We start from the raw sequence: 2,139 nt of genomic DNA, 5'->3' as shown, positions 1-2,139 counted from the left end.
AGCGATGAAGACTGGGAAAGCTTCTGATTTGATAGCTGGTGGCGCTCGATGGGCAAGCGCTGGACGGCAAAAACGTTCTCAATCTGGCATCCACCCTGCAGAGGCAGCTACGGCTGCCTTTGTTGTTGGCGCTGACTGGGGGATGGGCCCATGCTGCGGATCACTTGCAAAATCCGTTCAGCAATAATTGATGTAAATATCAAAACAAGCTATATTTGCTCGAAGTTTTGATTCAAATATCAATTGCAAACCCTTCAAGAACTCGGCGAAGCGGTCGCCACACGCCGCAAACTGCTAGGCCTCAAGCAAGGCGAGGTCGCGGCCCAGGCGGGTGTCACGGCGGAATCCCTGTCGCGCTTCGAGCGTGGCCGGTCGGCCGAATTTGGCTCACGCAAGCTGCTGGCCGTGCTGGCCGTGCTGGGTGCAGAGCTAGACATCGTGGTGCAAGGCCAGGCAGGCAACCTGGACGAACTGCGCCGCGAACGCGCGCAGACCCTGGCCCCCCGTGCGGCCAGCGCCCCCGGCACCTTCAATACATCGGAGAGCCGGTGATGCAGTTGTCCGTCTACGTGCTGGGCCGCGAAGTGGCCACGCTGGAACAGTCCGGCGACTTCAAAAGCGTGCTCACCTACCACCCGCACGTCGCCGCAGACGATTTTGTCTCCCTCACCATGCCCGTGCGGCTGGAAAGCTACGTGTGGGACGACCAGCTCCCGCCCGTGCTGCAAATGAACCTGCCCGAAGGCTACCTGCTGCAGGTGTTGCAAGAACAGTTTGGCCCGCACATTGGCGCCAGTCCCATCGCTTTGCTGTCCGTCATCGGCCGCAACATGGTGGGCCGCCTGCAGGTTGCCGCGTCCGGCGCGCAGCTCAATGAACCTGCCCAGCCCATCGAAGTGGCCGCGCTGCTTAAAGGCGACAACTCCGAAGCCGCCTTCGCCGCGCTGGTGCGCCAGCACGCCACCAGCGGCGTATCGGGCGTGGTGCCCAAGTTTCTGGACGCGCAAACCACCGCCGCGTCCTATCAGGCCGAAACCTCACCCCGAACCGTTCAGGCTGAGCCTGTCGAAGCCCCACACCCACTCCGCGCTCCACTCGCCCCCCACCCAAAAGCCAGCCTCACCACCCGCCGCCACATCATCAAAGGCTCCAGCGCCCAGTTGCCCTTTGTTGCGCTCAACGAGCACCTGTGCATGCAAGTCGCCCGCCGCGTCATGCCCGCCGCCCTGACCGAAGTGTCGGACGACGGCCAGGCCCTGGTGGTGCACCGCTTTGATGTGGATGAGCACGGCCAGCCGCTGTGGGGCATGGAAGACTTTTGCAGCCTTCTCGGCCTGCGCCCCGCCGCCAAATACGACACCACCTGGGAACGCATCGCCAAAGCCGTGCGCGACCACGTGCCCGGCGCACAGCGGCTGGCCACCTATCGCCAGCTGGCCACCACCTTGCTGCTGACGTATGCCCTGCGCAATGCCGACTGCCACGCCAAAAACCTGGCACTGCTCTACACCAGCCGGGCCAACGCCCACTTGTCACCCGCCTACGACATGCTCACCACCAGCGTGTACGCTGGCTTTCAGCACAACCCGCCCGCTATCGACTTCATGGGCAAACGCACCTGGGCGCCTGGTAAAAACCTGCAAAAGTTCATCGCTGCCACGTTTGGCATCCAGCCCAAAGAGCAACAGCACATGGTGCAAGCCATCAGCGACGCCGTTGCCGACGTGGCGCCCCAGGTGCGCCAGGCCATGGCGCAGCACCCAGGGTTTGCAGACATTGGCAAACGCATGCTGATGGCCTGGGCCGAGGGCGTGCAGGGTTTGCGCGATGCGCGGGTGTATGCGGTGGGGGACTGGCAGGCGGGAGAGGCGTTCGAGGGGTTTTCTGCGCCGCCGAAGCTCGTGAGCCCGCAAGAAAAAATCGGCCGTTCGCCCTTGTTGGGTCAGCGGTAACTTGAATCAGAGGAAAACAACAACATGCCAACGTTGCAATGGGTCGGAAAAGACAAGGTGGTGAATCACCATCTCGATGTGCCTTTTCGGGTGCTCAACAAGGTGTCGAGCTTTCGCGCGCCTGAAGGCACTCCGGCGAACAGCACCGATAACCGCATCATTCATGGCGATAACCTGGAGGCGTTAA

General features: G+C 62.2%; 2 protein-coding genes. Both read left to right on the top strand.

Features of this window, described 5'->3' with window-relative positions:
- Positions 1-243 precede the first annotated feature (243 nt).
- Complete coding sequence (locus KYG_RS23240) at positions 244-552, top strand: helix-turn-helix domain-containing protein (protein ID WP_008904471.1); 309 nt, start codon at positions 244-246, stop codon at positions 550-552.
- A complete protein-coding gene (locus tag KYG_RS08550) occupies positions 552-1,952 on the top strand; it encodes a type II toxin-antitoxin system HipA family toxin (protein WP_008904470.1) in 1,401 nt (466 codons plus the stop codon). Before KYG_RS23240 ends, KYG_RS08550 begins: the two co-directional genes overlap by 1 nt.
- Positions 1,953-2,139 lie beyond the last annotated feature (187 nt).

The organism is Acidovorax sp. NO-1 (assembly GCF_000238595.1).
Taxonomy (GTDB): Bacteria; Pseudomonadota; Gammaproteobacteria; order Burkholderiales; family Burkholderiaceae_C; genus Acidovorax.
The sequence above is the reverse complement of the archived record's forward strand: the minus strand, read 5'-3'. Positions and strand labels throughout refer to the sequence as shown.